A 25917-nucleotide genomic window follows, 5' to 3' on the forward strand; every position below is an offset into this window, starting at 1 on the left:
CTTTCGTGGTGTGGGGCTGGGGGCTTCCTGGTCAGGCCCAGTTGGCGTTCCTGGAGGTGTGACCGACGCCGGGATTGAGGCTGTTGGTCGGGTCCAGCGCGCGGTAGTGCCGTTCCAGCGCGGGCTTGGCCGGGTAGAGGTGGCCGACATTGTGCTCGGCGGGATACTCGGCCCCGCGCGCGTCGAGCAGCGCCAGCATGGCGTGCTCGAAGGCCTGCGGGTCGCGACCCTTCTTCAGCAGGTAGTCGCGATGGAAGACGTGGCAGAAGAAGTGGCCGCAGTAGCTGACGCCGACGATCTGGTCGGCGAGATCGGCAGGCAGCTTCTCGTCCCAGTCTTCGTCATTGCGTCGATGGGCGACGTCGAGCGCGACGAAATCCTCGACCTCGTCGCGGTGAAGCGCGCGGTAGCGGATCGATGCCCCGGCGACGGCGAAGCGGTGCAGGAAGGCGCGGTCGCCCTCGTCGGGCGTGCACTCGAAAAAGGCGCCCTGGGCCGACGGGAAGGCGTCGGACAGGAAGGCGCGCGCCTCATCGACGCCCGCGCCGCCCATCTTGAGGATGAGGTGGTGCTCGTAGCGTTCGTCGAAGTCGCGGATCCGGGCCGGCAGGTGTTGGGGAAACAGGCCGGCGACAACCTGCATCGCCCGGTCCGAAAGGTCCTTCGGCGCCCAGGGAGCGCGTGAAACCAGGCTGTCGAAACGCCCCTTCAGCGCGAACAGCCGGGGCAGGTGGCGCGCGCCCAGATGGCGGACGGCCAGGAAGGTGTCCTTGCCGTAGCGCGCCGTCAGGCGGAACGCCGAGCGATGGATGTATTCGCCCTGGATCGGCAGCGACTGGAACGCGCCCAGGATGTGGCGACGGACGGCGGTCAGTTCGCCGGGGTCGTTGGTCCCGATGTAGAAGTCGACGATCCGTTCCTCACGGGGAAAGGTGTCGAGCCGTACGGCGAAGACCACCACGTGGCCGCCGCTTCCCGAGGCCTCGAAATGGTGTCGGGGGTCGTTGTTGAAGCGCGCGGGGGTATCGGCGTCGACCTCGCGGACATGGTCCTGGTAGCGCGGGTCCGAGCCGAGCCGGGCGGGATCGTCGACAACCTCGCCTTCGGTGAACTGGCCCGCGTCGAGGCGGGCGAGGATCGTCTCCGGATCCTCGCCGAGCCGCACCCCGAGGTGGTTGACGAGCTGGACCGCGCCGTCGTCAGCGATCCGGGCGTAGAGCGCCATCTGGGTGTAGGCGGGGCCGCGGTGGATCAGCGCGCCGCCGGAGTTGTTGCAGACGCCGCCGACGATCGAGGCGCCGATGCAGGACGAACCGATCCGCGAATGCGGTTCGCGCCCGATCTCGGCGGTCTTCTCCTCGAGCTCGAACAGGCGCGAGCCGGGCAGGCAGATGGCCTGGGTCCCGTCGCGCACCATGTGGATGCCGTCGAGCCGCGTGGTGCTGACGATGACGACGTCCCGATCGTAGGCGTCGCCGTCCGGCGTGGAGCCGCCCGTCAGGCCGGTGTTGGCGGCCTGCATGATGATGATCACGCCGCCCCGCGCGCAGGCGTTCACGACCCGCCACAGCTCGACCAGGCTGCCTGGGCGGGCCACCGCCAGGGCCGCGCCGGACCCGAAGCGGAAGCCGGTGCGATAGCGCCTTGTCCGGCCTTCGCCGACCAGAAGGTGGCGATCGCCGACGATGGTCCTCAGTTCACGGAGCAGCGCGCTCATGGTCAGCCCTTCCAGCCTTGCAGGAATTCCAGCAGCAGCGCGTTGACCGCCTCGGGGCGTTCCTCGTGGGGCAGGTGGCCGCAGCGCTCGATCGGAACGGCGCGCAGGTTGTCGGCCATCTCGGACCAGACCTTGGGCATGTCGAACATCTTGCCGACCGCGCCGAAGTCGGCGCCCCACAGCGCCAGAGTCGGGCAGGTGATCTTGACCTCGGCGTCAGCCGTGTCCTGCGCCACGTCCTCGGCGTTGGCGCGGTAGTCGGCCATGGCCCCGCGCACGGCGCCGGGCGCGCGATATGCGCGCACATAGGTGTCGAAGGCCTCGCCGGAGATAGCCGTGGGGTCGTAGCTCCAGTCCGAGAAGAACCAGCGCAGCCACTGCTCCTCCCGGCCGGCGATCAGCGTCTCGGGCAGGTCGGGAACCAGGTGGAACAGGAAGAACCAGTAGGCCTTGGCGATCTCGGCGTTGATCTCGCGCGCGACGATGCGCGTGGGCACGTTGTCCATCACCACCAGGCGGTCGACCCGCTCGGGGTAGTCCTTGGCGAAGCGGGTGGCGACGCGGGCGCCGCGGTCGTGGCCGACGAGCGCGATCTTGCCGACGCCGAGCTGGTCCAGCAGGGCGGCCAGGTCCCTGGCCATGTTGCGCTTGTCGTAGCCGGTCGCGGGCTTGTCGGTCTCGCCGTAGCCGCGCAGGTCCGGCGCGATCACCCGGTAGAGCTCGCCCAGCACGGGGATCTGGTGGCGCCAGGCATAGTTGGTTTCGGGAAAGCCATGCAGCAGCACGACCGGCGGGCCTTCGCCGGCGTCGATGTAGCTCTGGCGGATACCGTTGGCGCGCAGGGTATGGTTGACGACCTGGGTCATCCTGCAATCCTTGTTCTGGCGAAGAGGGAAAAGGCCGGGCGGCGATCAGCGCCGCCGAGATGCTGCGATCACCCGCAGGGGCGTGGCGATGGTCGCAGGCGCGGCCGTGAGAGGCGATGCGCCTCTGCTTCAAGCGCGGACAAGCTGTTCATGTTCGCCTCTGCGACAATGACCGGCCACCGGGAGCCAGCGGCTGTCCGCTGGGGTGGCTGTGACGATGAAGGCGATATGGAACTATATCTGGGATCGCTGTAGACGCAGATGTCGTTACGTCGGCCCAACGGAATTCGAGATAATGGACTTTGCCGAGATCGAGATTTTCGTGGAGGCCGTGCGGGTCGGCAGCCTGGCCGGCGCCGCGCGACGCCTGGGGCTCAGCGCCATGGCCGCGTCTCGCAGCCTTAGCAACCTCGAGGCCGAACTCGGCGTGCGGCTGATCCACCGGACCACGCGCTCGCTGTCCCCCACCACCGACGGCGAGATCTTCCTGCCGCATGCCGTGGCCCTGCTGGAAGGACGAGCGGGCGCGCTGGCGGACCTGCGCCCGGACGGCAAAGGCCTTGCCGGGCGCCTGAGGATAACCGCCTCGACCGCCTTTGGTCGCAAGGTCGTCGCGCCGATGCTGCCGTCCTTCATGCGGGATCACCCCGCGCTTCAGGTCGATCTGCTGACGACCGACGATCAGGTGGACATCGTGGGGCAGGGCATCGACGTCGCGATCCGCATCGCGCCGCTCAGGGACAATCGGCTCGCGGCGAAACGACTGGCTGACAGTCCAAGGGCTCTATGCGCCTCGTCCGCCTATCTGGAAGCGTTCGGCCGGCCCAAGACCCTGGCCGACCTCGCCGCCCACCAGTGCCTGGTCGCCACCGGCGCGTCGCACTGGGCGTTCGTTCGCGAGGGAAAGTCGTTGAAGCAGAAGGTCGCGGGGCGTTTTTCGGCCAGTTCGATCGAAGCTGTCTACGAGGCGTGCCGGGGCGGGCTTGGTATCGCCAACCTGTCGCGCTGGTACGTCGATCCGGCCTTCGAACATGCGGATGTTCAGCAGATCCTGCTGGAGGACGCCGAGCCCGAGCCGCTGGGGATCTGGGCCGTCTATCCCAGTTCGCACATGATCCCGCCGAAGGTCCGCACGTTCGTCAGGAGTCTCGAGCAGTCGCTTCCCGCGACGGGGCCGACCTGCCCTTGAGCATCAGCCTGGCGGCGTCCCTGCGCGCGCGGCCTGCTTCATTCGATCGCGTCCAGGCCTAGAGCGGCCTGGTCCACCGTCGCGGCCGCCAGCTCAGCGCGGGTCGTGGCGATGCGGGCCCTGGCATCGACCAGGCGAACGGCCGCGTCGGTCGCGGTCTCCTCGCGCTGGTTGACCAGAAAGAAGTCGCTGGAGCCCAGTTCGAACCTGCGCCGTTCGGCCGCCGCCAGGCGGTCGGCCAGGTCGCGCTCCTGCTCGGCCGCCCTGGCCAGGCGCTCGGCCGCATGCAGGGCGACGCCTATCCCCTCGACCTCGACGGCGATCTGGTCGCGCAGGAAGCGCCCGCGAGCCTGGAGCGCGTCGATCTCGGCTCGGGTCTCGTCGAGCTTGCCCCTGGCCGCCCGGTTCTGGAGCGGGATCGAGAAGCGAAAGCCTATGACCGCTTCGGTCGGCGTGCGGCTGGGCCCGCCCAGGCCTTCGGAGCCGACATCCTTGCCGACCTCCAGCCGCAGGTCGAAGCGGGGCTTGAGGTCGTTATGCGCCAGCGCGAGTCGGGCCTGAGACTGGTCCACGCGCGACAGCAGGCCCCGCAGGTCCGGGCGCGTGGCGGCGGGATCGGCGTTCGCGGCCGCGACCTTGACGCCGGCGAGCGCATCCGCCGCCATCGGCAACCGGCCTTCATCCACCATGACCGGCCGGCCCTCTGCGTCACGATAGTAGAGGGACAGCGCGTTGGCGGCGACCTGCAGGTCGCCTTCGGCGCGCACCACCAGCGCGCGGCGGCGCACCAGGTTCTGTTCGTTCTCGGTGAGCAGGATCTCGGGCTTCGCGCCCAGTTGGACTTGCCGCTGGATCCCGCCGCGCCGGCTTTCGGCCAGGCCCAGCAGATCGCGATAGGCCTTCAGCCGCCAGCCCGCCGCGATCCAGTTCTGATAGGCGATGATCGCGCGGGTCTGCACGCCGATCGCCACCGCCTGGCGCTCGAAGCGGGCGATGTCGATGTCGGAGGCGGCCAGGGTGCGACGCGTGCGGCGCTCGTCGACCAGGCGGTCGCGCAGCAGCGCGTAGAGCACGCCGATCTTGGCTTCGCCCAGCGCGTTGGTGTGGGCCTGATCCTCGTAGACGGGGAAGTCGCCGCGCGAGAGGCGATAGGCGCCGTACACATAGCCGCCGTTGTCGCCGAACGGCCGCGTGGCGCGCGCCTCAACCTGGTCGCCGTCATAGTAGCCGAGCGCGCGCGAACGGCTTTCGACGGAGAACACCGTGTCGAAGGCGCCTTCGGCGGTCAGCGCGCGGCTCCGGGCCTGGCGTTCGCGCGCCAGTTGCTCGACGATCTGCGACGAGGAGCGCGCCGAGACGGTCAGCAGTTCGGCGAGGGTGAGCGGCGCGGCGCTCTTTTCGGCCGTGATCGGCGCCTGGGCGGCGGCCAGGCCGGGCGCCGAGCAGAGCAGCATGAGGGTCAGGGACAGTCGGAGCATCACTTGGTCTTGGCCGCATCCTTGTCGTCGCCCTTGGCCGGGGCGCCGGCGGGCGTCGCGGCGGCCTGGCCGAAGTCGAGCGGGAAGTCGTTGAGCTGGCGCCAGAGTTCGTAGCCGACCGAAACCGTCTCGCCCTGCACCCAGCCGCGCACCTTGCCGCCCAGCCGGGCGAACCGCTGGTCGGGCCACGGGGTCTTGCCGGGCATCGGCTCGACGAGGATGCGGAACAGGCCCGAAGGCGCGGCCGTCGGATCGATCGAGCGGACGCGGCCGTCGAACAGGCCTTGGGCCACCGCCGGCCAGCCGCTGAACTGGATCGCCGGCCAGCCTTCGAACTCGAGCCGGACCGCGCGACCGGGGCGCACCAGCGGCACGTCGCGCCCGTCGATGAACAGCTCGACCACCCGTTCGGTGTGTTCGGGGGCGACCACCGCCAGCACCGTGCCGGCCGACACCAGGCCGCCGCCGGCGGCGGCGTTGATGTTCTGGATGCGTCCGCTGCGGGGCGCGCTGACCATCTGCGCGGATTGGCGGTTCAGCTGCACGTCGATGCGGTTGAGCTTGGCGCGAGCCTCGGCCAGCTTGGCCCCCGCGTCGGCGACCTTGATCTGGGCCTGCTCGAAGTCGCGGCGCGCGGCCAGGCCTTCGGCCAGCAACTGGCGCGTGCGGCCGACGTCGATGTCGGCCACCGACTGGGCCTGGCGGACGGCCGCGATCTCGGCCTCGACCTGCGCGCGCTCTTCGGCGAGGCGCGTCAGGAGGTTCGGATCGAGGTCGGCGATGCGGGCGATCGGGTCGCCGGCCTCGACGTGCTGGCCGTCCTGCACGTACCAGCGCTCGACCCGGCCGCCGACCAGCGCCGAGACGTCCTGGGCGCGATCGGTGGGATCGGGGGCCGCCACCAGCCCTCTGCCCTGGGCGGTCTGCATCCAGGGCACGAAGAACAGGATCGCCAGCGAGGCGACGATGCCGGCCGAGACCATCCAGCCCAGCGCCACGACCAGCCGGGGCGGGCGCTGCTGCGCCAGGGTCTTGAAGTGGGAAAGGTGCTCAGGACGGTATGGCATGGGCTTCCCCCCGGTTGGCGAGGTGGTCCTGAAGGTCGGCGAGCGAGGCGAAGCGGCGTTGCTCGGAGAGGCCAAGGTGCAGCCAGCCGTCGAGGACCATGTCCTCGGGCCGGCCGGTGAACAGCAGGGTGGTGGCGCCGCGCGCCTTGAGCACCTGGAGGACTGCCGCCAGGGTCCGCGAGGGCAGGAGATCGTACAACTGCCCCAGCACGAGAAGCTTGGGCTCGACCAGCAGGGCGTTGGCCAGGCGCAGCGCCATCATCGACCCCAGGCTGAGGGGGTGGCCCGTGGCGGCGAGCGGCGTGTCCAGGCCCTTGGGCAGCTGGGCGATGCGTTCCTGCAGGCCGACCACGGCCAGCGCCTCGAGCATCCGGGTCGCCGAGACGTCGCTGGCGGCCATCGCCAGATATTCGCGGATCGTGACCTCGGCGATCGTCGGCCGGTCGAGCACCAGCACCTGCGAGCGCAGCAGGTACATGTCGAGCGCCTCGAGGTCGGCGCCGCCGATCGAGACGAGGCCGCGCTCGGGATGGACGTGGCGCTTGAGCACCAGGGCCAGCTTGCGCTCGGCGCCAGGGTCGGCGGCGACCACCAGTTGCTCGCCGGCGGGGAGGGCGAAGTCGAAGCGGGCGTCGTCCAGCTTGACGTCCATCAGCCGCAACGCGCCGTCGGTCGGCGCGCCCGCGCCGCGGGCCGGCGGCTTTTCCTGCGGGATGGAGAAGAGCAGGGACAGTTCTTCGGCGCTGGCGACCAGGTCGTAGAAGGTGTCGAGGTAGTAGCCCAGCTGCGAGACGCCGTAGAACACGCCCGAAAGGATCAGTTCGGCCGCCACCAGCTGTCCGATCGACAGCTCGCCGCGCAGGATCAGGTTGCCGCCGAGCATCAGGAGGGCGGCGCTGGCCAGGGCGTAGATCAGGAGGTAGCTCAGGGTCTGGGCGAAGCTGGAGCGGAAGTAGCGCTTGTGCGCGCCGACATAGGCGGCGGTCATCGCTTCGGACCGGTCCATGGCGAAGGCGAGGTGGCGACTGGACTTGTAGAAGCCGTTCGACCCGCCGACGCTCTCGAGCCAGCGCGCGGCGTTGTGCTTGGCGTGGCTGAGCGCGACCGCGCCGGTGATCGCGCCACGCCGCCAGATCAGCCAGACCAGGACGACGGCGACGACCAGCACGACGTTGAAGGCCAGGAAGAACGGGTGATAGAAACTGGTCACCGTCAGTCCCACCATGCCTTGCAGCAGGATGGTGAAGGCGCCGATGACCAGGCCCGGCACGGCCTTCTGGACGACGGTGAGGTCGAAGTAGCGATTGAAGAGATCGCCTCGGCTGGCGTCGCCGAAAAAGGGGTTCTGGGCGTGCACGGCCCTGATGGTGATCTCGGCCACCACGCGCGAGAACACGCGGCGTTCGAACGCCGCCATCAGATAGACCCGCAGGGCGCTGAGCGCGGCCACGATCAGCAGCAGCGCCAGCAGCACCCCCGACAGCGTCCATAGGGGCGCGGGCAGGGCGATGTTGGCCACGCTGTTGATCAGCAGCTGGACCGAGATCGGCGTCGCGAGCGACATCAGGCCTATGGCCAGGGTGTAGACGATGCCGAGCTTCACATAGGCGACGTCGGGACCCACGATCTCCGACAGCCACCTTGTCGCTTCCCTAAATCCGATACGTTCGGTCGTCGCCACGTCCGCCTCTGCCTGATCTCGCCGACGAACGCTTCGTCCATGCCGCGAGGTCGGCGAGCCGGGGCCTTCGGAGCATCGGAGGCGAAGCATTCACCCCGAGGTGGGCGATACACCGGCGTCAGGCGCCGCATCTCATCAATGGCGTGACAAAGTGTATAAGCTTGGGCTTCCAGGCGGCGAGGGGCGGTTCCTCAGCGTCTGAGGGTGAGGCCCAGCGATACCGCCCTTGGGCTGCCGCCGTCGATCCGTCGGCCGGCGACGATATCGAGGTCGGCCCTGCCGCCGCCTGGCGTCCAACGCACGCCGAACTGTCCGCCGGGGCGCCCGCCAGCCCGGCGAAAACTTTCAGCCATCAGGATGATGTCGCGGTCCAGGGCCAGCTCGAGCTGGGCGCCGTAGAAGGCCGCGTCGCGTCGAGCGTCGGTGCGGACGTGGCTCCAGCCGGCGTTGAGGTTGAGGCGCGCGCGCCGGCCGACCGGCACGGTCAGCGGGACCAGCAGGCCGGCGGCCTCCAGCCTTCCGGTCCGCGCGCCATAGGCGGCCGAACCCGCCAGTCCCAGGCCCAGGCCGCTTTCCTCGGGGCGCAGGTTCAGCTTCAAGGCCGGGCCCAAGAGGGTGTCGGAGGCCTCGCCGGCGCTCCAGGCATGATGGATCCCTGCGCCCAGCTCCAGCCGCGGCCAGGCCCTGTGCGTGCAGGCCGGTGCGAAGTTCACCAGCCCCCGGCGCGACGAAAAGCGCGTCGTCCAGGTTTCCAGGTGGCAGGCGCCCGGGGTCTCGACCGCCGCGTCGTCGATCACGTGCTCGCCGCCCGAGGCCCGCGCCATGGGCGCGGCGAGGAGGCTGGACGCGGCGAAGGCCGCGCCCAGGATCAAGGCTTTGCTGATCATCTTGCGCCCCTCGCGACCCTAGGCCGGGTCGTCCAGCGAGAAACGCTCGGCGCCCTCGTCGTAGGAAAAGATCTCGGCGTAGCGGCCCCAGTTGATCACCGCGCGCTGGGTCTGCCGGGCGTAGCTCGGCGACATGGAGTCCTCCAGTTCGTCGAGAAAGCGGCTGGCCGGCGCCACATGGCTGGGGCGTTCGTCCAGCACGCGCCGGATGTGGGCCGCCAGCGGCACGTGGGCCAGAAGCTGCTGGGCGAAGATCTGCTTGCGCGCGTCGACCTCGGCCTCGGCGTAGCGCCGGGCCGTGGCCGTGAGCGCCAGATCGCCCTCGCGCAGTTCCGCCAGGCGCAGCAATTGCAGCGTCTCGGCGATCGGGAACAGCTCGTCGGCCTCGTACTGGAGCGCCTGGGCCAGATCGGGCATGGGCGCGCGGCCGTCGAAGGGGGCGGCGTGCACCGCCTCGATCAGGCCGGCCATGACGTTGGTCGACACCCGCGGCAGCACCATGCCAAGTCCCGAGCCCGGAAAGGCGCCGTCGTTGGCCGTCGGCGCCTGATCCGGCCGGGTCATCTGGGCATAGATCCGTTCGACCTGGGTCCGGAAGGCGGGGTCCTGGCGGTTGCGCGGCTGGGGCAGGTCGACCTTGATCGTCGAGACGACGCGGCCGGGATTGGACGAGAACACCAGGATGCGGTCGCACATCAGCACGGCCTCCTCGATGTTGTGGGTGACCATCAGGATCGACTTGATGGGCATCCGGCCCTCGCTCCACAGATCGAGCAGGTCCGTGCGCAGGGTCTCGGCGGTCAGCACGTCGAGGGCCGAGAACGGTTCGTCCATCAGCAGGATCGAGGGATCGACCACCAGGGCGCGGGCCAGGCCCACGCGCTGGCGCATGCCGCCCGACAGCTCCTTGGGATAGGCGTTCTCGAAGCCGTCCAGGCCGATCAGGTCGATGGCGGCCAGGGCGCGGCGGCGGCGCTCGTCGGCGCGCACGCCCTTGGCCTCCAGCCCGACCTCGACGTTCTGCAGCACGGTGAGCCAGGGGAACAGCGCGAAGCTCTGGAACACCATGCCGACCGTGGTCGGGCCGTCGGAGCGCGGGGGGAATGCGATATCGCCCGAGGTCGGCTTGATCAGTCCGGCGATCGAGCGCAGCAGGGTCGACTTGCCCGAGCCCGAGCGGCCCAGCAGGCCGACGATCTCGTTTTCCTCCAGGGTCAGGTCGACGTTGTCGAGCACCAGCAGATTGGCGCCCTCGGTCTTGCCGTAGAGGTGACGGACGGCTTTCGCCTCGACGAGCGGGGCGGTGGTCTTGATGGGGGTGAAGCAGGTCATGGATGCTCTCCCTTAGGCCAGACGGAGACGGCGCTCGGCGAAGCGGTGCATCGGCCGCCAGAGCACGCGATTGAAGGCGATGACGAAGACGGACATGACGGCCACGCCCAGGGCTACGCGGGCGCTGTCGCCGGCGGCGGTGGCCTTGGCTATGTAGGCGCCCAGGCCGGCGGCCTCGATGTGTTCGTGGCCCCAGCTGACCGCCTCGGCGACGATGCTGGCGTTCCACGACCCGCCCGAGGCGGTCAGCGCGCCGGTCACGTAGTAGGGAAAGATCCCTGGGATGGCGACCTGCCGCCACCACTGCCAGCCCCTGAGGCCGAACATGCCGGCGGCCTCCCTGAGGTCGCCTGGAATGGCGCTGGCCCCGGCGATGACGTTGAACAGGATGTACCACTGGGTTCCCAGCACCATCAGGGGCGACAGCCAGATGTCGGGGTTCAGGCGCAGGGCGACGATGGCCGCCACGGCGAACGGAAACAGCACATTGGCCGGGAGGGCGGCCAGGAACTGGGCGATGGGCTGCAGGCGCTCGGCCCAGGCCGGGCGCAGGCCGATCCATACGCCGATCGGAACCCAGACCAGGGTGGCCAGGGCGATCAGGACGACGACGCGAACCAGGGTCGCCAGGCCCAGAAGCCCCACCTGGCAGAGGTCGGCGAAGGCCAGGCGCGCGCCGAGGAACGACCACAGGAGCCAGGCGCCGCCCGCGACGACGGCCGCCACCAGGACCGCCCACAGGCCGTCCAGGATCCGCCCCAGCGCCGGAGACGGCGCGGGCAGACGCGGGGCGGGCAGGGCGATGGGCGCGCGCAGGTCCGAAGCGGCGCGAAACAGGCCGGCCAGGGGCTTGGCCAGCGACCGCGTCCAGGCCGCGCGACGCAGCAGGTCGTAGGGCCACGAGGCCGGGCGCTGCTGGCTGGCGGTCTGCTCGAAGCGGAACTTGTCGGCCCAGGCGACCATCGGGCGGAACACCAGCTGGTCGTAGAGCACGATCACGACGGCCATGGCGGCGACGCCGAGGGCGACAGCCCCCATGTCCTGGCGGGCGATGGCGATCGACAGCCACGATCCGATCCCGGGCAGGGTGACGGTGGTGTCGCCCACGGTGATGGCCTCGGAGGCCACGACGAAGAACCAGCCGCCGGACATCGACATCATCACGTTCCACACCAGGCTGGGCGTGGCGAAAGGCAGCTCCAGGCGGGTGAAGCGCCGCCAGGGCGAGAAGCGAAACTGGCGGCTGACCTCGTCCAGATCGGCGGGGATGGTCCGCAGCGACTGGTAGAAGCTGAAGGCCATGTTCCAGGCTTGGCTGGTGAAGATGGCGAAGATCGCCGCGCACTCCACGCCCAGCTGGCGGCCCGGGAACAGCCCCATGAAGAAGGTGACCGTGAAGGTCAGGAAGCCCAGCACCGGCACGGATTGCAGGATGTCGAGGGCCGGTACGATCAGCAGTTCGGCCTTGCGGCTCTTGGCCGCCAGGGTGGCGACCGTGACCGTGAAGACCAGCGAGGCGCCGAGGGCCAGGAACATGCGCATGGTCGTGCGCAGCGCGTACTCGGGCAGACGGACGGGATCGAGCGTCACCGGAGCGGCGTGCAGGGCCGCCAGCGGGCGGCTCATGTCCTCCGCGCCGCGCAGGACCAGGACGGCCAGGGCGGCGAGCAGGACGAAGGCGACCAGATCCGCCCAGGAGGGGACGGTTCCGGCGCGAAGGAAGCGCGCGAACGGGCGCGCGGCCTTGAGGTCTCCGGAGAGGAAAACCATGGGGCTTCACCTTGTGACTGGGCCGCGAACGGCCGTCAGCAAGGAGCCCGTAGAACCCCTAGCGCGACGCCTTCCGCGGCGAGATGGATCGACTGTGACTGTCGCTGGGCATGGGGATTAAGGTTTCCGTTGATCGCGCCGTCGCCGCATGCGGCGTCGAGCGCGGCGGCGGGATGCGCCTGTGGAACGGCGTTGTCAAGCCGTTCGACGACCCGCCATGGCCCGGGCCGGGCAGGCGCGGTGGTCCTTGAGCCCCCATAGTGGGGACGAGCTGGAGAACGACGGTCGCTTTACGGCGCCGTTAAGGTTGACCATAAAGCCCGTGTCGGCCTAATCGGGTTGTACGCAGACAAAATTCGATCTTGTCGCGATTTCGCAAGGCCGGGCACCGAAAGCAGAATAATTGTCGCCGCCACTCATCCTATTGATCGGCGAAGGTCCGTTGGTCGAGCCCGTCCTGGCGCATTTGCCGGCCGCCGGGCGTAGGATCGAGGCGGTCTTCTATTGCGGGTCCAAGTCGATCGGCGGGCAGGAGGGACGTCGGATCGACGTCGCCAATCCGGAAGAGGCCTATACGCAACTGGAGCGATGGTACGGCGCGGACGCGCTCGTGGTCGGGTCGATCGCCGCCGAGGTTCGAACCCTGCCGCCCGAACAAGCCAACCTTCTTCTTCTGAAAAAGAACGAGGAGAAGTTGGGGGCCTATGCTCTTCTGATCGATATTCTGCAGAACGCGGGAATAAATACCGTTCTGCTCAAGGACGTTCTGAGGGATTGCGCCTTTCCCAATGGGCGTTTTCTTGGACGAGAAGCCACCCCGGACGAGCTGCTGCTGGTCGAGCCCGTGAGGGTGAAGGCCCGCAACAGTCACGCAGAGCAAACCGTCCATCTGTTCGGTCACGGCAAGGCGCCGGAAACCCGATCGGGCGATCCTGCGACGGCGCTGCGCGCTTTATCCGACGCTAAAGGCTACTACGCCTATCTTTCGGCGGTCCCGGTGCACGACGGACTGTCGGGCTCCCCCGCCGTCACCCCCGAGTTGATCGAGGCGGCGCACCAAGCGCAGTTGACGGGGGTCTTCGTCGAGACGCGAGGGGCAGCGATGCTGCTGGCCTCCAATGTCGGGTCAGGCGAAAGCCAGGCGCTCGACGGCCAGCTCTTTTTCCACGGGCTCTGAATCGTTCTTGCCCAGGCGCCGAATGGAAATCGGCTCGTCGGGCTGAGACTGAATGAAGCTCTCGATGAAAGCGGTGCCTATCCGCAAGGTATAGGCCGGGTCCATTTCCTCGAAAGCGCCTTCCTTCCAGGAAAAAGCGGCCGCCTTCTGAGGGGAGTGCGGGTCGAGTATGGCCATTCGGTTCAAGAGAAGAATGTTGTCGAGCGGGTCCCAGAGGTCGATGTCCGCGCCTCTCGAGTTCCTTTTCTCCGCTTCTTTCTTCCTTCTCTGGTCAGCGCGATCCTTGCTCGCCGCCAGGAAGGCCGAGTAGGAAATCCTGTTCTCGACGAAAACGTCGATCATCAGGTCGTCTCGATCCATCAGGCCGTCGATGACCGGCCATATCTCGTCCTTCACGCGCTGGAAGTCCGTCAGAACGAGCCATATGCGCTTTGCGTGCTGGGCCCGATCAAAAAAAGCCTGCTTTTCCGTCGGCTTTTCTATCCGGTCGCCAAGCGCCTGGTAGTGCTCTTGAATGAAATCCAAGACCGCGGGCGCGAAGGTCGGGTTCTCGACTTTGACCGCCTCGTAGATCTTCGCGATCTCGCGATACTTGAAGTAGGTGGTCGAGGTTTGGCGAAGGCCGCGGCTGACGGTTTGACGGCTGCGGTCAAGAATCCTAGCGGCTCCGGCCGAAGTCAGGCCTGCCATCTCCAGTAATCTTGCGTCCAAGTCCGCCATGTCCAGCCCGGAACCTCAAGTTGCTGGCGCTCAGCCTAGCGGAGGTAACCGATAGACTGGATCTATTAATCGCGCCCTAAGATAAGTCGTAAAAGAGCGTAAACGCACCATTCCGTTTCTGAATGGTGCGAGTCGATCGCCAGCGTTGCTGGCGAGGTTGCTCATTAACGCCTTGTAAACGAATTCGTCAATCTCGGTGTGGCCTTTGTGTTGCGCATGTTGACGCGTTTCGCGCGTGCGAACGCTCGGTTGGTGCGTTCTGTTCCGCTTTGATCAGCAAAAATGCTCGAATTTAACACGTATGGTCGCCTGATTTCCGCGTTTTCCAGCTTGCGTTCGTTCTGGGGCTGTGTCGGCGTCTGGTCGGGCGGTTGCGGTGCGTTCTGGGGGTTATGTGGAAGCGGTTGGTGTCTTGATGATGACGAATGTTGACGAAAGGTTGCTTCGGGGTTAACGGTGCTTCTCGGGGATTGAGGGGAGCATCACATGACCACCACCCGCCCGCATATCGCTGCGACAGCTACGGCTGCGCCCGCGACCGTAGAGATCCTTTACTGTGTGCCCCACGCCTCCGGCGACCTGCCGCACTGGCTCGAAGGGCGCGAGACCGAGGTTCTCGCCACCCACGAAGGCTATGACATCGGCGCGTACGACCTGGCCGTCGAGATGGCCGCGCGCACCGGCGGCGAGGTCGTCGCCGCCGTGATGTCGCGCACGGTGATCGACGTGAACCGCATGCTGAACGCCGACGCGATCCCGCGCTGTGATCAGCAGGGGCGTCCGTTCGCGCACAATGTCGGCATGAAGCCGGGCGACCTGGCCGCGCGCCTCGATACGTGGCGCGGCTTCCATGGTGATCTCGGCCGCACCGTCGAAGCGGCTCTCGCGAGCGGCGGCGTCGTGCTCGTCGACACCCACAGCTTCACGCGCCAGCTGGGGGAGGGGGCGCCTCGCATCGTCGATATCGGCGTCTGCGCGCCGGAGGGCGGCGGTTTCGCTCTGCGGCTGTTCCGGACGCTCGAAGACCTGGCCGCCTCGGGTCGTTTCCTCGTGCAGGACGAGACCGGAGGGCGCGTCCCGGCCATCCGCCTGGACGAGCCTTATCCCGGCGCCCACCCCGGCGCCTTCATCGGGCGCACCTATCACCGGCCGGGCGTGGACACCGTAACCCTGGAGGTCTGCGACGACCTCCTGCGCAGCGCGCAGGCCGTGGATCGCGTCGCCGACCTCATCGTCGCGGCGATCGCCGCCGCCCTCAATTCCAACCAACGGAGAGTGCCTGATGCGACTTAAGCCCGTCATCAACAAGCCGACCCTCGGAGTGGAGGAGGAGCTCAAGGTGGTGTCGCTCATCACCGGCGCCCTGGTGAACGTCGACGAGCGCCTGTGGGCCAGGATCCGCGAGAAGGTCGGCCAGAGCGCCACGCCGGAATACAAGAAGGGGCAGGTCGAGCTGCGCACCGGCGTGCACACCGAGATCGACGACCTGCGCACCGAACTCGCGGCTCTGCGCCATCGGGTCAACGCCATCCTGGCCGAAGAAGGCCTGGCCCTGATGGCGTCCAGCACCCACCCGTCGGCCGATTGGCGCCGGGCCGAGGCGCGTGACGGTGAGCGCTATCGCTGGATCGAGCGGCAGAAGGGCGACGCCGTCAATCGCCTGCTGGTGTCGGGCTTTCATACTCACTTCGGCACCTTCACCGACGACGCCACGCGCGTCGATCGCATCGCCCGCTTTCGTCCCCTGCTGCCGCTGCTGATCGCCGCCAGCACCGCCTCGCCGTTCTACGATGGTCGATACACCGGCTTCCGGGGCTATCGGCGACAGATCCAGACCGGCCTGTCCTGCCAGACGCCGCCGAGCTTCGAGTCCGCCGAGGCTTATCATCGGCACATGGCCGACCTGAAGGCCATGGCCGTGATCCAGGCCGAAACCGACGTCTGGGGCGACATCCGCCTGGGGACGCTGGGCAAGCCGACGGTCGAGGTCCGCTGCATGGAGGCCTCGGCCTGCGTCGACGACGGACCCGCCATGGCGGCCCTGATCCAGGCCGCCGAGCTCGATATCCGCCTGAAGTCGCCGCCGCGACCCAAGCTGCGCGAAGGCGACATGGCCCGCGACGAGATCGCCGCCTGGCAGGCGGCCCGGTGCGGGGCTTCGGCGGTCATCTGGGACCATGACCTGGCCGAGCCCGCGACCGTCGCCGAGGTGGCCGACCGCCTGATCGAGAAGCTGGGCGATGCGATCGAACTGCTGGGCGTTCGCCCCTGGATCGATCACTTCCGGTGGATGCTGCATGGCGGCACCTCGGCCGAGCGCATGCTCGCGGTGGCCGGGTTGGGGCCCGACGCGATCGCCGGACCGATCACGCCGGAAATGGCCGACCGCGTCATCCGCTCGGAGGTCGCCAAGACCGCCGAAGGGCCCTCGGTGCGTTGGCCGCCCACCCACTTCCAAGCCCATCTGGCCGCCTAAGGGGGAAACCATGGCCGTTCATATCGACGACATCAAAACCGAGACGATCGAGGCCCTGATCTACGGCGAAGGCCGTCCGCTCACGCTGGCCCCCGTGATGACCAAGGAGGAGCGAGAGTTCGCCTGCCGGAAGATCCGGCAACTGACGAGCCGATCGACCTACCTGTGGGCGAAGGACCTCAAGGTCGTGGGCACCTCGGTGGGCGAGGCGCATGAGTCTCCCGAGACCGAGAGGCGTTATTTCGACGAGGCTCCGGCCACGTCGGAGCTTCTCGCCCGAGAGGTGTTCCCGTTCGGCTCCCCGGTCGAGCGGATCGTCAGGAAGGTCGCCGAAGTCTGGCCGCAAGGCGTGGTCGTGCCGGACAAGGACGGCCGCGCCTTCCTGCCGCACATCGTCCGGCGCTGGGCGATCGGCGGCGGCGCCAATCCCCACATCGATCAGTCCCGCACCCACCTCCTGGGGCCGCTGGGGATCGGTCGCCGCATCGGGCTCAACGTCTACATGTCGATGCCCGAAATCGGCGGCGCGATCGAGTTCTGGAACCGCTCGTTCAGCGACGAGGAATACGTCCGCCTGAAGCGGCCGGACTACGGCCTGGATCGCGAACTTCTGGGGCCCGCCGATCTCACGCTGCGCCCTGAAGAGGGGCAGGCGGTGCTGTTCCGCGCCTGGGAGCCGCACGCCGTCGAGCCGGTCGGCGGCTCGGGGGACCGCATCACCAACGCCGCCTTCCTCGCCGTGGGCGAGGCGGGGCGACCGCTGGCCCAGTTCGCCTAGGAGGTCGACATGCACAAGTCGATCATCATCCTGGCCGAAACCCTTCGCGGCCGCCCTGCCGAGGCGCTGAACGTCATGGGGCATCTGTCGCAGGCGATCGGCGCCCAGGCCAAAGGCTCCGCCGACGCGCGCTTCGTCGACTACCAGGACCAGGAGGGCGGTCGTTATCCCGGGATCTCCTGGTGGCCGCTGATCTGCCTCTCGGGCCGGCCCACCAAGATGTGGGCCTACTGGGACGAGCTGGTTTCGCGGGATCTGCCGCGCGGCGCCTTCTTCGAGACCATGCTGACGGGGGGGAGCGAGGAGCAGGTCCGCAAGACCGCCGAGCACGCCCGGCCGGACCTGCCGCTCCTGGGCGTGGCGGTGTTCGGCGAGGCGGCCGTGCTCGACCCGCTGGGGCGCAAGTTCAGTCTTTGGAAGGCCTAGCGCGCCGCCGCCGCGGCGCGTGATGCCGATCGTTCGAAGAGGAGACCATGTCATGACCAAGTTCGAAGGGGCGGGCGTCATGCCGATGCCCGACGGAACGCCGGGCTGCATCCTGCCGGTCGCGCCCCTGCCGAGCGTGGCGAGCGCCCTGGAGCATATTGGGGGGATCGTTTCGGATCCGACCCCGCCCTTCGCGGAGCCTCTCCAGCCCTCGCTCGCGGCCTCGCCAGGCCTGATCGTCGATCCCGTCGACGACGGCGGCCTCGCCGACTGCGGCGGCTATCCCGGACCCGGCTGCGATCCGTTCGGCGCGCCACACCACGTCGTTCCCGACGGCGAGTTCGGCGGCGCGTTCAGCGGGCACGCGAACCCCGGTCACGTCGACGCCTGCGCCGCCGGCCACTGTCAACCCGCCGGTCCGGACGTCGTCTGACGCTTCCTTGATCCCGTAACAGAGGAGATTTCGCCGTGGACGACACCCAACAAACACCGCTCGAGCAATGCAACGACCTGGCCGAGCCCATGGGACAGATCGCCGGGGCGGGCGCCGCCGTGCCCGCGGGCGCCGGGGCGCTTATCGCGACGAGCGAGACGGGGCCGTTCGCCATAGTCGCCGGGGGCGGCGCGGCGGTGGCGACCTACGAGAGCGTTTCGAACCTCGTGGAGAACGCCTGGCCGAACCTGTGCGACGCCCTGATGGAGGCGGCCACCGCCCCGCCGCTCGACCTCAACCTCGACCACAATCTGCCGCCGCCGCCGGACGCCCCCGCCTGGAGCCCCGATCTGGTGAGCGCCGATCCCTTCGGCGGGGCGGACTATTCCGGCGGCGTCGATACTTCGAGCGGCTTTGCGGCCTCGACGCCGTCGTACGACGGCGGCGGGAGCGACTACGGCGGCGGCGGCGGCGGAGGTGACGGCGGCAGCAGCGACGGGGGCGGCGCGGCCTAGGCGCACCATCGCAAGCACGGAGACCAAGGATGGCTGGAAATCTCACGCCCGCAGCGCCTTCCACGCCTCAAGAGGGCGGCAACGAGGTCGCGTTGGTCAGCGGCATGGTCGGGGCGGTGGCCGCGGTCGTGACCGACCAGTTGCTCGAGCACACGCCGGCGGCGCCGGTCGCCGGCTACCTGGCGGCGGCGGCCGGCAGTGCGGCGGCCTATGTCTGCGAACATGGCGGCGTCCTGGAAGCGCTGACCCAGATGTTCGCACCGGAGCCGGCCGTCGCGCCGGCGCATGTCGCGAGCTTGCCGGTGACGCCGACGCCGGTCGCGACGGCTCCAGCGACCGACTGGTCCGGGGCGCTCCCGGATCCGGCGTCCTGGGATCCGGCCCCCGACTACACTTACCTTCTACTGACCCACGCGGCGCTCTGCGGCCACGAAGACGCCCATCAGCCCATCGGCGACCCTCCTCAGGCGCCCGACGCGCCCAGCTGATCTCGAGGATCCCGCACAAGCATCGGTCCGAATACTTCGACATGAAAGGAAGTATTGATAATGGATACGTCCTATATCCTGGGATATACGCTGATGGGGGCCGGATCCGGCGTCGTCAATCGGCTGTTGCAGAACTTGTGGCCCACCGAGCTGGAGAAAGCTCAGGTCCGCAACATCAACGAAAACCTGCTGTTTCAACGCGAGCGTTTGGCGGTCGAAGGTCGCCGCGCCCTCGAGGAGCAGAGCTTCCGTAGAGATGCGCAGATCAGGCAGATCGAAGCGAACATCGATCTGGAGGACCGGCGCCAGCAACTGAACCAATGGCCGCTGGCCTGTCCGCCGCGAAGCCTCAGCCATGCGTCTCGCCTGCACGGCGGGCGCTCGTTGAACGTCATCGCCAAGTACAGCCGCAGTCTGGCGCTGGAGCAGGCGGTGCTCACAAAGCGCCTCGTCGAGATCGACACGGCCCTGTCCAATGTCGACGATATCGTCGTGGGGCAGTTCGGCTCGGACGTGCTCTTCTATCGCGACTCCTTCACGCAACACTTCCAGACGGGACGAGGTCTGGCCTCGTCGATCTGCAGCCAGCTGGGCCAGGAGCCGACCGCGCTGATCGAGATCGCCGCCCCCAGCGCGGGCGTGGTGACCTTCGGTGTCAGCTGCTGGGGCTGGGCCGGGGATCAGGGCGAACTGGATGTTGGCCAGAAGCTGCACCTGAGCGTGTCAGACGACGGCCTGGAGACGGAGGCGGCGATCGAGACGGCGCTGCTGATGCTCGTCACGGCGCTGAACGATCGCTTCCAGACGGTCAGCCGCATGTCGGGGCGTCCGCGGCTCCAGACGGCCCAGATGCTGGCCAAGCTGCCGGACATCGGCCTGAAGGGCAGGGCGGGCGTCGGCCGTTCGCTCGAACCTCAGTCGGCGCATCACCTCCTGGTCGCTTCGCAGATGGCGACCTTCGAGATGATCGCCGCGCGCAGTCCCCTGCTGGCCGCCGAAATGGCGGCGCGCGGGGCGCTGGAGGCCTTCCGGGCCGAGCGAAAGGACATCGCCGAGCAGCTCCTGGGGCAGGCTCTGGGCTACTACCGCCTGGGGGTCTCCGACCCTCCGGAAACCGAAGCCGACACCATCGCGGCGATCTCGAGCCAGCCGGTCCGCCGGACGCCGACCTTCCTGCAGGAGGCGTTGGCCGCGATCCGCGGCGTGACCTTCACGGTCGAAGACAAGGACACGAACACTGCTTTCGAACCCGCGACGTCGCTGGCTGAAACGGCCCGGCGCGTGGCTCGCGGCAACGCCTAAGGCAAAGGGGATAGACGTATGAAGATCGCACTCCTCGGCGCTCGCGCCGTCGGCAAGACCTCCTACTTCGCGAGCCTCTATCGCGAGGTTTCCTCATCAACCTTCCTGCCGCTGCTCGACGCGGCGCAGATGCGCGACGCCAGAGGTAAGGGGCAGAGCCTGCAATCGGGCCTGCAGATCTCGGTGCAAGGCCAGCTCAAGAGGGATTTCGAGCTCTATTCGAAGAACCTGGCCTCCAATCCGCCGGTCTTCCCGCCGCGTTCGATCGATATCGACACTCTGGATCTCAACGTCGTCTTCCAGTTTCGCAAGATCGGCGAGAACACGCGGACCTCCGCGTTCCATCGGGAGATCTCGTTCATCGATCACGCCGGAGGCGCCCTGCATGCCGCCGTCGATGGTTGGGAGCGGATCACCGCCGAACTCGACACGGCCGACGTCTTCATCACCTTCATCGACGCCACGGCGATCCTGACGCTCGATCCGACCGAGCGGAACGAGCGCCTGGGGCTGGGGGCCATCGGCGACATGATCCGCAAGCTGCGCGAGCGGATCGACGAGTTCGACATCATCCCGATCGTGTTCGCCGTGTCCAAGTTCGACGAAGTTCAAGCCGACCCCGACGGCGAGGCGCGGGTTATGCGCTTTCTGCACGAGGAGTTCATCAAGCCCTATTCCGAGCAATGGGGGAACGTGGCGATCTTCGTCTGCCCGATCGCGGTGCTCGATCCGAAGACAGGCGGCTTCTCGCCTATGAACCTGAAATGGCCGTTCATGTTTGCGGCCGGCGCCACGGTCCTGCGCAACAGCTTCCTGCTCTACGCTCGAATGGAGCGTGAAAAGGCCGCGCAGCGCGGGATGGAAGCCGAGGCCGAAACCCGCCGACGCCTGCGCAGGGAGTCGCCGTTCAAGCGCCTGCGCCTGTGGTTCAACGAGGGGTTCAAGACGGCCGACACTTTCCAGAGCCGGGCCGACGACTATCGCCGGCAGGCGCGCCGCTCGCTCAAGGCCTCGGAGGGCGACAAGGAGCTGGCGAGCCTGGTCTGGCGGTGCGTGCAGGAATACGCCGACGACACCGGGTGCGTGACCTACCTCGACGGTAAGGAAGTCAACGTCCTCGAGATGATGGAGGCCCTATGACCTGGGACGTCTTTCTGCTGGGGACGTTGGTCAACTCCGATTTCCTCGTGTTCACCCGGCCCTTGATCGGTGCGACCGCCAAGGGCCGCTACATCAATCCGTTGATGCGCGAACGCGCGCGCCAGGAGGCGGACGTCCTGGCGTTCCAGTTCCGCGACGGGGATCGGCTGGTGATCGGCCTGCAGGCCGACGCGTCGGCCTTCCTCGACGAGAACCATCGCTTCGCGCGCGAACGCTCGATTTCCAATCCCGCTGGCGGCAGGGCAAATCCGATGATCCTCGCCTATGTCGCCCCCCACGAGACCGCCGCGCCGAGCCTGGAGGTCCTGCGCCACGCCGCGGCCGAGGACGTGGAGGTTCTGCTCGAACGGGCCCATGCCGGGGAACGCGATATCGACCACCAGCGCAGCTTCGATCACGACACGAGCCCGGCCTCGGCTTGGAGCCAGGCCGCGCGCAGCCTTTCGCAAGGCAAAGAGCAGCTGGCGATCTTCGTCGACGGCGAGCGACGGGCGCCGTCGCTGCTGGTCGACGAAAGTCCGGCCTCGGGCGGGGAACCGGAGCCCGCGCGCCGCCGGCGAACGCCGTCTGTCGACCTACAACAAAGTGAGGTGCGGCTAGTCCCGGAGGCCTGGCCTCGCCATCGCGACGACGGGCGGTGGTTTGCTGCGAAAGAGCCCAGGCTCCTCTCCTGGCTGAAAAGGCTGCCGCTTCCAGATTTCCCGAGCCTTTGGGGCGAGCGCCGGCACGATATCGAAAAGGAGATGGTGAATATGATGGTGGACGGTAAGACGACCGCGGCGATCGCCCAGGCGTGCGGCGTTCACGAGGCGCAGGTGATCGATTACCTGCGGTCGATCGACATGCTTTGCCGGACCGGCGCGACCGAGCCGACTTCTACCATCGCCTTGCCGAAGGTCGACGACCGCCTCGACTAGACGGCCTGGGGGCACCACGTGCGCCCGCGCAGAGGCCAGGGCTGTCGACCCGCAGGGGTCTGAGAAGTTCCGCGCGGGCGCCCGTCAGAACCCCAGTTCGCACAGCTCCACGACGCGTTTTTCCCGCGCGCTGATCTCGGCGGCGACGCCGATGGCGACGGCGCGCAGGCCGTCCTCGGCGGTGACCTGGATCGGCGCCGCTCCCGCCACGGCGGCCAGGAAGGCCTCCAGCTGGTGGAAGGTGGCGCCGTGATGCGAGCCCGCCTCCAGCGCCGCCTGGTCGACCGCCACATGGGTGCGGCTGACCTGCTTGGGCGCCAGGAAGCCGACCCGGGGGCTGAAGACGACGTCGCCGCTGGGGATGAACACCTCCAGCTTGGCGGTGTCGCCCACCGCGCCGATCTCCTCCTGGTTCTCGGCCCCGTCGGCGAACATGTTCAGGTCGAGCATGGCGCGCTGGCCGCCGGCGAAGTCGACGACCGTGAAGCTGTTGTCGATGATGTCCGGCGTGCGGCCGTCATAGCGCTCGTCCAGATGGTTCACGTCCATCGCGCCCGAGCAGTAGACCCGCACCGGCTCGTCGCGGACGATCAGGCGCATCAGGTCGAAGAAGTGGCAGCACTTCTCGACCATGGTGCCGCCGGTGTTGGCCGAGAAGCGGTTCCAGTCGCCGACCTTGGGCAGGAACGGAAAGCGATGCTCGCGGATCGACAGCTGCACCAGCCGGCCGATCTCGCCGGCATGGACGCGCTCGACGAAGGCGGCGACCGGCGGCATGAAGCGGTACTCCATGCCGGTCCAGAAGACGCCGCCATGGGTCTTGGCCTGCTCGACCGCCCAGCGGGCGTCCTCCAGGGTCGTGCACAGCGGCTTTTCGCACAGGATGTGCAGGCCGGCCGCGAACAGTGGTTCCAGCTCCTGGCGGTGGGTGAAGTTGGGCGAGGCGACGATCACCGCATCGACGAGGCCGCTGGCGGCCAGGGCCTGCGACGTCTCGAAGGTCGCGACGTTCGGGTCGCCGGCCTCGCTCAGAGCCCAGTCCAGCGAGCTTGGCGTGGGGTCGGCCAGGGCCGTCAGTCGCGCGCCGGCCAGGAGCTTCAGGTTGCGGATGTGCTCGCGGCCCATCATGCCGGCGCCGACGATCCCGAACCTTAGGGGCTGCGTCATGTCTCTACTCGAACTCACTCGGAGGGAAGGGGCTGGGCCGAGGGCAGGTGGTCGTCCTCGGCCGGGGTCAGGCGCGGCAGCCACAGTTGCAGCCAGGCCAGCGCCACGAGATATGAAGCGGCGGCGATCAGCAGCAGCGGCAGGTAGCCGTGGCCGCCGGTTAGGATCTTGCCGGCCAGGTAGACGATGCCCATGCCGGCGAAGTTGCCGCACAGCGCGCCGAAGCTGGTCACCGCGCCGATCCGGCGGGCCGGGATCACGTCGGTGATGGTGGCGAAGATGTTGACCGAGAAGCCCTGGTGCGCGGCGAGGGTCAGGCCCAGCAGGCCCACGGCGATCCAGTGGTTCTGGGCCAGCACCGCTAGCGGCACGGGCAGCACCAGCAGGGCGCAGACCAGCATCGATGTCTTGCGCACGGCGTTGAGGCTCCAGCCCCTCGCCAGCAGGCGCGCGCCGATCCAGCCCGCCGCGATCGAGCCCAGGGCCGCCAGGCCGTAGACGCCGGCCAGGGCGGGACCCAGCTGCGCCATGGTCAGGTCGAACACCCGGTGGAAGAAGTCCGGGGCCCAGAACAGCATCAGCCACCAGACCTGATCCGACAGCGCCTTGGCGCCGGCCAGGCCCCAGGTGCGGCGGTCGTGCAGCATGGCCAGGGTCTGGCCCTTGTCCTTGGTCTGGGCGGGTTCGTGCGGCAGGTCGGCCTTGCGCGAGACGGCGAACCATGCGGCGACCCAGACGAAGCCCGCCGCCCCGACGATCACGAACGAGGCGCGCCAGCCGACCGCGGCGGCCAGCAGCGGCAGCAGCAGCGGCGTGGCGATGGCGCCGATGTTCGGCGCGCCGTTCGAGATGCCGACGGCCAGCGAGCGCATGCGGTCGTTGAACAGCGCCCGCAGCGCCTTGATGCCGGCCGGCGTGCCCATCGACTCCGTCGCGCCCAGCGCCACGCGGGCCAGGCCGAACTGGCCGAAGGTCACCGCCACGCCGTGGGCCATGGCCGCCAGGCTCCAGGCCGCCACGCCGACCGGCGCGGCCAGGCGCGCGCCCAGCTTGTCGACGATCCAGCCGGTGAAGGCGAAGGCCACGGCGGCCGAGAACTGGAACAGGGCCGCCAGGGTCCCGTAGTCGGCGTCGGTCCAGCCGAGGTCCTTTTCGATCACCGGCTTGAGGATGGCGATGATCTGGCGGTCGACATAGTTGAGGATGCCGGCGCCGATCAGGAAGGCCAGAAGCAGCCAGCGTCGATTGGAGGTCGCTTGGCCCGTCGTCTCCGACGGCGGCAGGTATGCGCCGTGCGCCATGCTCAGAGCTCCAGAGGGCCGTGCGCGAGGCGCGGCAGCACGTGGCGGGCGAACAGATCGGCTTCGGCCTGGTGGGGGTAGCCCGACAGGATGAAGGCCTCGATCCCGAGCTCCTGATAGGCCTGCAGCTTGGCCAGCACCTGGTCGGGATCTCCGACGATCGCCGCGCCGCAGCCCGAGCGGGCGCGGCCGATGCCGGTCCACAGATTGTCCTCGACGAAGCCGTCGCCGGCCGAGGCTTCGCGCAGCTCGGCCTGGCGGCGCACGCCGGCCGACTGGCTGTCGAGCGAGCGGTTCTTGATCGCCTCGCCGATCTTGGCGTCGAGGCGCGAGAGCAGGCGGTCGGCGGCCGCGCGGGCCTCTTCCTCGGTCTCGCGCACCACCACGTGGACGCGATAGCCGAACTTCAGCTTGCGGCCGCGCTTGTCGGCGCGGGCCGTCAGGTCGGCGATGGTGTCGCGAACCACGTCCAGCCGGTCGGGCCACATCAGATAGACGTCGGCGCCCTGCGCGGCCGCTTCGCGGGCGTCCTCCGACAGGCCGCCGAAATAGAACGGCGGAGCGCGGCCGGAGACGGGCCGGATGCGCGGCGGATCGAGCTTCAGCTTCCAGAACTCGCCGTCGAAGTCGACGCTCTCACCGTTCAGGAAGGCGCGCAGCAGGGCCATGGCCTCGACCGTGCGGCGATAGCGCGGGCCGCTGGCCAGGGTCTCGCCCGGCAGGTCGCTGGAGATGATATTGATCGTCAGCCGGCCGCCCAGCATCTGGTCGATCGTCGCCAGCTGACGGGCCAGCTGGGGCGGCCAGGCCTCGCCGATGCGCACGGCGGCGAGCAGCCGCATGCGCTTGAGCAGCGGCGCGATCCCGGCCGCGAAGGCCAGGGTGTCGATGCCCAGGCCATAGCCCGACGGCAGCAGCAGGTTGTCGAAACCGCCCGCTTCCGCCGCCAGGGCGATGTTGCGGCAATGCTCCCAGCTCGACGCCAGCGCCGGGTCGGGCACGCCCAGGAACTCATAGTCGTCGTCGCAGAGCGCTGAGAACCAGGAGACTTCACTTGATGCGGTCATGC

Annotated in this window: 24 protein-coding genes; 12 read left to right on the forward strand and 12 right to left on the reverse strand. The window is 68.5% G+C overall.

Features of this window, described 5'->3' with window-relative positions; translation table 11 throughout:
- Positions 1-31 precede the first annotated feature (31 nt).
- Both dld and DDF62_RS14395 read right to left on the reverse strand, forming a co-directional pair.
- Positions 32-1717, reverse strand: coding sequence for a D-lactate dehydrogenase (gene dld / locus DDF62_RS14390; RefSeq protein ID WP_116489729.1), 1686 nt, complete (start codon positions 1715-1717; stop codon positions 32-34).
- Positions 1718-1719: 2 nt separating this feature from the next.
- Positions 1720-2583 carry an alpha/beta fold hydrolase gene (locus DDF62_RS14395; RefSeq protein ID WP_116489730.1) on the reverse strand — a complete coding sequence of 288 codons (864 nt, stop codon included), beginning with the start codon at positions 2581-2583 and terminating at the stop codon, positions 1720-1722.
- A 295-nt stretch (positions 2584-2878) separates the two neighbouring features.
- Here DDF62_RS14395 and DDF62_RS14400 point away from each other — a divergent pair, with 295 nt between their 5' ends.
- A complete protein-coding gene (locus DDF62_RS14400; RefSeq protein WP_116489731.1) occupies positions 2879-3772 on the forward strand; it encodes a LysR family transcriptional regulator in 894 nt (297 codons plus the stop codon).
- Between the two features lie 38 nt (positions 3773-3810).
- Here the strand turns inward: DDF62_RS14400 and DDF62_RS14405 are convergent, their stop codons facing one another.
- The 6 genes from DDF62_RS14405 to DDF62_RS14430 all read right to left on the reverse strand — a co-directional run bounded on the left by DDF62_RS14405 (position 3811) and on the right by DDF62_RS14430 (position 11987).
- Entirely contained in the window at positions 3811-5250 is a 1440-nt protein-coding gene (locus tag DDF62_RS14405) for a TolC family protein (protein ID WP_116489732.1), read from the reverse strand.
- The gene (locus DDF62_RS14410; protein WP_116489733.1) at positions 5250-6317 is read right to left on the reverse strand and encodes an efflux RND transporter periplasmic adaptor subunit; all 1068 of its coding nucleotides are present in this window, start codon (positions 6315-6317) and stop codon (positions 5250-5252) included. Before DDF62_RS14410 ends, DDF62_RS14405 begins: the two co-directional genes overlap by 1 nt.
- Positions 6301-7998 (reverse strand): ABC transporter transmembrane domain-containing protein, encoded by a 1698-nt coding sequence (locus DDF62_RS14415; protein ID WP_208866870.1) that lies wholly within the window; start codon positions 7996-7998, stop codon positions 6301-6303. The genes DDF62_RS14410 and DDF62_RS14415 overlap by 17 nt, the downstream gene beginning before the upstream one ends.
- 191 nt (positions 7999-8189) lie before the next feature.
- Complete coding sequence (locus DDF62_RS14420; RefSeq protein WP_116489735.1) at positions 8190-8885, reverse strand: hypothetical protein; 696 nt, start codon at positions 8883-8885, stop codon at positions 8190-8192.
- A gap of 18 nt (positions 8886-8903) precedes the next feature.
- The gene (locus tag DDF62_RS14425; protein ID WP_116489736.1) at positions 8904-10217 is read right to left on the reverse strand and encodes an ABC transporter ATP-binding protein; all 1314 of its coding nucleotides are present in this window, start codon (positions 10215-10217) and stop codon (positions 8904-8906) included.
- 12 nt (positions 10218-10229) lie between these two features.
- A complete protein-coding gene (locus DDF62_RS14430; RefSeq protein WP_116489737.1) occupies positions 10230-11987 on the reverse strand; it encodes an ABC transporter permease in 1758 nt (585 codons plus the stop codon).
- A 442-nt stretch (positions 11988-12429) separates the two neighbouring features.
- On the opposite strand from DDF62_RS14430, the gene DDF62_RS14435 reads away from it, so the two are divergent.
- Entirely contained in the window at positions 12430-13164 is a 735-nt protein-coding gene (locus DDF62_RS14435) for a hypothetical protein (RefSeq protein WP_116489738.1), read from the forward strand.
- Here DDF62_RS14435 and DDF62_RS14440 read toward each other — a convergent pair.
- On the reverse strand, positions 13114-13854 hold the full coding sequence (locus tag DDF62_RS14440; protein ID WP_116489739.1) for a hypothetical protein: 741 nt from the start codon (positions 13852-13854) through the stop codon (positions 13114-13116). The genes DDF62_RS14435 and DDF62_RS14440 overlap by 51 nt on opposite strands.
- A 516-nt stretch (positions 13855-14370) precedes the next feature.
- On the opposite strand from DDF62_RS14440, the gene DDF62_RS14445 reads away from it, so the two are divergent.
- Genes DDF62_RS14445 through DDF62_RS14490 form a run of 10 tightly spaced genes read left to right on the forward strand, consistent with a single transcriptional unit; the run spans position 14371 to position 22380 of the window.
- Positions 14371-15177 carry an N-formylglutamate amidohydrolase gene (locus DDF62_RS14445; protein WP_116489740.1) on the forward strand — a complete coding sequence of 269 codons (807 nt, stop codon included), beginning with the start codon at positions 14371-14373 and terminating at the stop codon, positions 15175-15177.
- Positions 15167-16360 (forward strand): carboxylate-amine ligase, encoded by a 1194-nt coding sequence (locus tag DDF62_RS14450; protein ID WP_116489741.1) that lies wholly within the window; start codon positions 15167-15169, stop codon positions 16358-16360. The genes DDF62_RS14445 and DDF62_RS14450 overlap by 11 nt, the downstream gene beginning before the upstream one ends.
- A gap of 10 nt (positions 16361-16370) precedes the next feature.
- Complete coding sequence (locus tag DDF62_RS14455; protein ID WP_165832251.1) at positions 16371-17138, forward strand: 2OG-Fe(II) oxygenase; 768 nt, start codon at positions 16371-16373, stop codon at positions 17136-17138.
- A 9-nt stretch (positions 17139-17147) separates the two neighbouring features.
- Positions 17148-17564, forward strand: a complete 417-nt coding sequence (locus tag DDF62_RS14460; RefSeq protein ID WP_116489743.1) for a DUF2000 family protein — start codon at positions 17148-17150, stop codon at positions 17562-17564.
- A 52-nt stretch (positions 17565-17616) separates the two neighbouring features.
- Positions 17617-17997, forward strand: coding sequence for a hypothetical protein (locus DDF62_RS14465; RefSeq protein ID WP_116489744.1), 381 nt, complete (start codon positions 17617-17619; stop codon positions 17995-17997).
- 35 nt (positions 17998-18032) lie between these two features.
- Positions 18033-18512, forward strand: a complete 480-nt coding sequence (locus DDF62_RS14470) for a hypothetical protein (RefSeq protein WP_116489745.1) — start codon at positions 18033-18035, stop codon at positions 18510-18512.
- A gap of 29 nt (positions 18513-18541) precedes the next feature.
- Positions 18542-19000, forward strand: a complete 459-nt coding sequence (locus DDF62_RS14475) for a hypothetical protein (protein ID WP_133244927.1) — start codon at positions 18542-18544, stop codon at positions 18998-19000.
- Positions 19001-19060: 60 nt separating this feature from the next.
- Positions 19061-20302: a hypothetical protein gene (locus DDF62_RS14480; protein WP_116489747.1), complete on the forward strand. Its 1242-nt coding sequence runs from the start codon at positions 19061-19063 to the stop codon at positions 20300-20302.
- Between the two features lie 18 nt (positions 20303-20320).
- Positions 20321-21442: a hypothetical protein gene (locus tag DDF62_RS14485; protein ID WP_116489748.1), complete on the forward strand. Its 1122-nt coding sequence runs from the start codon at positions 20321-20323 to the stop codon at positions 21440-21442.
- A complete protein-coding gene (locus tag DDF62_RS14490; RefSeq protein ID WP_116489749.1) occupies positions 21439-22380 on the forward strand; it encodes a helix-turn-helix domain-containing protein in 942 nt (313 codons plus the stop codon). The genes DDF62_RS14485 and DDF62_RS14490 overlap by 4 nt, the downstream gene beginning before the upstream one ends.
- An 84-nt stretch (positions 22381-22464) precedes the next feature.
- On the opposite strand, the gene DDF62_RS14495 is transcribed toward DDF62_RS14490, so the two are convergent.
- Genes DDF62_RS14495 through DDF62_RS14505 form a run of 3 tightly spaced genes read right to left on the reverse strand, consistent with a single transcriptional unit; the run spans position 22465 to position 25915 of the window.
- On the reverse strand, positions 22465-23547 hold the full coding sequence (locus DDF62_RS14495; protein WP_116489750.1) for a Gfo/Idh/MocA family protein: 1083 nt from the start codon (positions 23545-23547) through the stop codon (positions 22465-22467).
- Positions 23548-23561: 14 nt separating this feature from the next.
- A complete protein-coding gene (locus tag DDF62_RS14500) occupies positions 23562-24848 on the reverse strand; it encodes an MFS transporter (protein WP_116489751.1) in 1287 nt (428 codons plus the stop codon).
- Between the two features lie 2 nt (positions 24849-24850).
- A complete protein-coding gene (locus tag DDF62_RS14505; RefSeq protein WP_116489752.1) occupies positions 24851-25915 on the reverse strand; it encodes an LLM class flavin-dependent oxidoreductase in 1065 nt (354 codons plus the stop codon).
- Between the last annotated feature and the right edge of the window lie 2 nt (positions 25916-25917).

The organism is Caulobacter radicis (assembly GCF_003094615.1).
GTDB classification, from domain to species: domain Bacteria; phylum Pseudomonadota; class Alphaproteobacteria; order Caulobacterales; family Caulobacteraceae; genus Caulobacter; species Caulobacter radicis.